This window comes from Adlercreutzia sp. (assembly GCF_056795635.1).
In genome coordinates this window covers 1-3,914 of record NZ_JBQIIT010000038.1, presented here as the reverse complement: position 1 = coordinate 3,914, position 3,914 = coordinate 1, and the positions used below count along the sequence as shown (strand labels likewise).

At 64.0% G+C, this 3,914-nt stretch carries 3 protein-coding genes; all 3 read right to left on the bottom strand.

The genetic code is table 11. The features are described from left to right. Positions 1 to 277: 277 nt before the first annotated feature. Positions 278 to 1,792 (bottom strand): response regulator transcription factor, encoded by a 1,515-nt coding sequence (locus ACTOXK_RS11535; protein ID WP_482279954.1) that lies wholly within the window; start codon positions 1,790 to 1,792, stop codon positions 278 to 280. Positions 1,793 to 1,831: 39 nt separating this feature from the next. Beyond that, entirely contained in the window at positions 1,832 to 2,773 is a 942-nt protein-coding gene (locus tag ACTOXK_RS11530) for a serine O-acetyltransferase (RefSeq protein ID WP_482279953.1), read from the bottom strand. Positions 2,774 to 3,050: 277 nt separating this feature from the next. Continuing rightward, positions 3,051 to 3,914: CBS domain-containing protein (locus ACTOXK_RS11525; protein WP_482279952.1), on the bottom strand; the 864-nt coding region annotated here is incomplete at its 5' end.

Here is a 3,914-nt window from a genome sequence, read left to right as displayed (position 1 = left end):
ACCGGATCGGTGCTCGCCATGGACGTGCCGCCCTCCGAAGGCTCGGCGCATCCCGCCAGCATCCCAGCGGATAAGGCCGCAACCAGCGCCAGCGTGCTCAGCAGAGCCGTTTTCCTACCTGTCAGTCCTCTCATGATGATCCTTCCTCCTTGGTCTGCCGCCCCCTCCATTCGGCTCATGCGAGCATGGGCGACACCGCTATTGAACGCCAAGGAGGCTGGAAGGATTTCGCCCCCAACGGGTGTTTTTCGCCATAATCACCCGATTGTGATGAGGTTTACCGTCCGCTCTGGGCGGGAACGGCGGAGCTATCGGCAGTATGCACCAGATCGAGCAGCTCTTGACGGTCGTGCACGTCGAGCTTCGTATAGATATGCCGGATGTGGGTCTTCACCGTATTGGCCGAGATGCACAGATGGTCGGCAATATAGGGACCGCTACGGCCGGCCACAAGCAGGGAGAGCACATCCACCTCGCGCGTTGAGAGGAAATAGCGGTCCGCAATCGCATCGAGCGCCGTCGGCAGGGTCATGCCGGAGGCATCGGGCTCCCCGGATAAGGGGAGCGGCGCGCACCGCTCGTCGGGGCCGGAGCCTCCGGCAGCCTCATCATCCGCAGCGAATCCGTAGTCGTTGCCGCCAAGATTCTCCACCACGCCGCGATCGCGCAGCAGCAAATACATGACCAGGAGCATGATGACAACGCCCAAGCCGGCATTTGCCACCGCGACAACTTGGGGAGCGCCGCCCCAGGGGATGAACGTTCCCAGCAGAATTCCCAGCTGATCCACCGCCTGCACCACACACACGGTACGCAGCACGGGAACGCCGCTGCCGTGGTTCATTCCCACGATAAGCGCCCAGATGAGCAGATCGAAACAGACGTAGCCCGACAGGAACAGCAGCTGCATCGCAGGTACAGCCGCCGCCGCGCTCACGATAAGGCTCGCGGCCATAATGAGCAAGGCGGCGCTGAAGATAGACTGCGGCCGCCACGAATAGCGCACATACCCCACGAGAACCGCGGCGCTTACTACCGCACGTACCACCAACCCGCTGTAGGCGTCGAAGGGCCCGTTGCCCGTTACCTCGATAGTCTGGGCGTTCACCATGCCAAAGGCTGCCGTAACCGCCAATACGACGAGCAGAAAGGTGCGATTTACTCCCCAAGGGCGCGCAGAAGGCCGCCGCGGAAGGGGCCCGACGGGACGCAGCACGCCGGCAAGCGAGGTGCGGTTGGCCGCCCGCGCCAGATACACGCTGAAACTGAGAGACGAGAGCAGGGGCAGCGCGGCAATGAGCACGATAGACGCCCCCGGCACCAGAAACACCGCCAGCAAAATGATCACGATGTTCATGGGCAGCGCGGCGGCAATGTGAATGAGGGCGTTCGTCGTTCCCTGGCAGGTGGCCACCGCGCCCACCACAGCGATGCCGACGCCCTCGAACACGCCCACGACAACACCGGCGGCGATCAGCGTCAGCGGGGAAGACGCAGCAGCGCCCACGAACAACAGCAACGTGCCGCCCGTTCCCGTCGCGAATGCAAGAGCCGCGAAACCGCGCACACTCACCAGCGTCTGGCGTAGCCGCGCGCTCACCGCCGCGATGCCCAGCACCACGACGCTCGTCGCGAACGACACGGCCATGGGTTCCATGGGCATTTCGGCGCCAGCAGCCCAGAAGACCGCAGGGCCGAACACAACCACGTCGAGCCACGACCAGAAAAACGACGACACCAGCAACGCCGCCGGGGAAATGTTCCCGACGAACCGATTCAGTAGCTGTTCCACAAGCCCTCCCCTTGCAGCAGTCCCCTTGAGCTCGCGCTCCTAGTCGCGCTCCCCCGGCTGGCGGACGGAAATCTCCTGGGACTTCACCGACACGCGGGAATTGGGGGGCACCGAGAAGGTGACGAAAGTGGAGCCGGCGATGACCGAGCCCTCGCCGATGACGGTCTCGCCGCCGAGCACGCTGGCGTTGGAGTAGATGGTCACGTTGTCCTCGATGGTGGGGTGCCGCTTCACGCCGGCCAGGCGCTGGCCGCCGCGGGTGGAAAGGGCCCCCAGGGTAACACCCTGGTACAGCTTCACATGCTCGCCGATGACGCAGGTCTCGCCGATGACCACGCCCGTGCCGTGGTCGATGAAGAAGTAGTCGCCGATGGTCGCGCCGGCACCGATGTCGATGCCCGTGGAGGAGTGGGCGATCTCGGTCATCACGCGGGGGATGATGGGCACGCCCAGCTCATAGAGCACGTGCGCGATGCGGTACACGTAGATGGCGTACAGGCCCGGGTAGGTGAAGATGACCTCCTCCTTGGAGCCCGCCGCCGGATCGCCGTCGTAGAGCGCCTGCACGTCAGTGAGCAGCGTGCGCTGAATCTCGGGCAGGGCGTCGAAGAACTTCGTGCAGATGTCGGCCGTCTGCTGGCAGATGGTATCGGAGGTGCAGCCGCCGCACAGGTGGTTGCCGCTGCCGATGAGGTCGTCGCGCTCGTCAGAGGTGTAGGTGAGCGCCAGAATCAGCTGTTGGCGCAACACGCTCTCGATGTCGATGAGCGTCTGGCCGATGAAGTAGCTCGGGCTCGTGGAGGGCGAAAGCATCTCGGGGCCGAAGTAGCCGGGAAACAGCACGCGGCGCAGCTCGGTGATGAGCCCCTTGATAGCCGTGCGGCCGGGGAAGCGCCGTCCCGGCTTCGTGAAGAAGATCTCGTCCGCCTCGTAGTTCTTCTCGATAGCGGCGACGATGCGCTCCAGGTTGTCTCCGAACATAGGGCCTCCTCGCAGATCGGCGGCACGGGCCGCCTTCCCAGGCGGCCGTCCGCGGTTTTCGATAGGATAGCAGAAAGGCGACGGTTCGCCGCTGAACACAGCGGCCGGGGGCGAAAGGGCTACTATCGAAGGCGAAGATACTAGATGCTCGTTCGACGCCGAATCGCAGCCCGCGCACCTGGCGTCTTTGCCTCGCACGGAAGCCGGCCATGCGGCTTCCCAAGCCAAGCAGCCCCGTTGCCTTCGCTCGCCGGGGCTGCTTGCATTTTCACGAGACCTACTTCCCCTCCTCGCAACCGCAATCGCACTGCTTCTCTTCCACACACTCGTGCTGGCCGCTCGGCCCATCGCCGCAGTACACGGCGCGGTCGGGGTTGCCGGCCAGATAGGCGGCCATGGAGTACTGGGTGATGTCGCTGCGGTTGATGATGCCCACGATGTGGCCCTCTTCCAGAACCGGCACCTTCTTCAGGTGATTCTCGGCCAGCACGCGGCACACGTCGGTCAGGTTCGCGTGCACGCTCACACATATGGGGCTCGCAGCACCGATCTCGCTGGCGCGCATCTGCATCACCTTCGCCAGCTTCTCGTCGTAGCCCTCCTCGTCGGGAACCGTGCGGTTGATGAGCACGATAGGATCGGTAAACGAGCTGCGGCGCGGGCTCAGGCGCTTCAGAATGTCGCCGTCGGAAATGAAGCCCACCGGCTCCCCCGAAGCGTCTACGATGGGGGCCGCCGAGATGTTCTTCTCCACGAACAGGCGCATGGCCTCTTCCACGGTAGCCTCCTGGGAGAGCGAGTACACGTCGGTCTTCATGATGGAGGTGAGCAGCGACTTGCGCGTGCCGCCCTCATCCACGGCTGCCTCCTCGCCGGGCTTGTCCTTCACGAACATAATGGTCATGACCAGGCCCACCAAACACAGCAGCGTGCACACGAGGAATGCCGCGTTGATGCCGAACATGGTGCCCTGGGCCGTGCCGAAGTCCGGCGTGGCGAAATTCTGAACCTGGGTGGATACGGCGATGATGATGGCCGTGCCGAGGGAGCCCGCCACTTGGCGCAGGGTGTTGTTCACCGAGGTACCGTGGTTCATAACCTTGTTGTCCAGGGCATTCATGCCCCAGGTGGTAATGGGCAT

What these genes read in the sequence shown, in the direction of transcription:
- ACTOXK_RS11530 (WP_482279953.1), bottom strand. Translation starts at nt 2,773, where the DNA reads ATGTTCGGAGACAACCTGGAGCGCATCGTCGCCGCTATCGAGAAGAAC.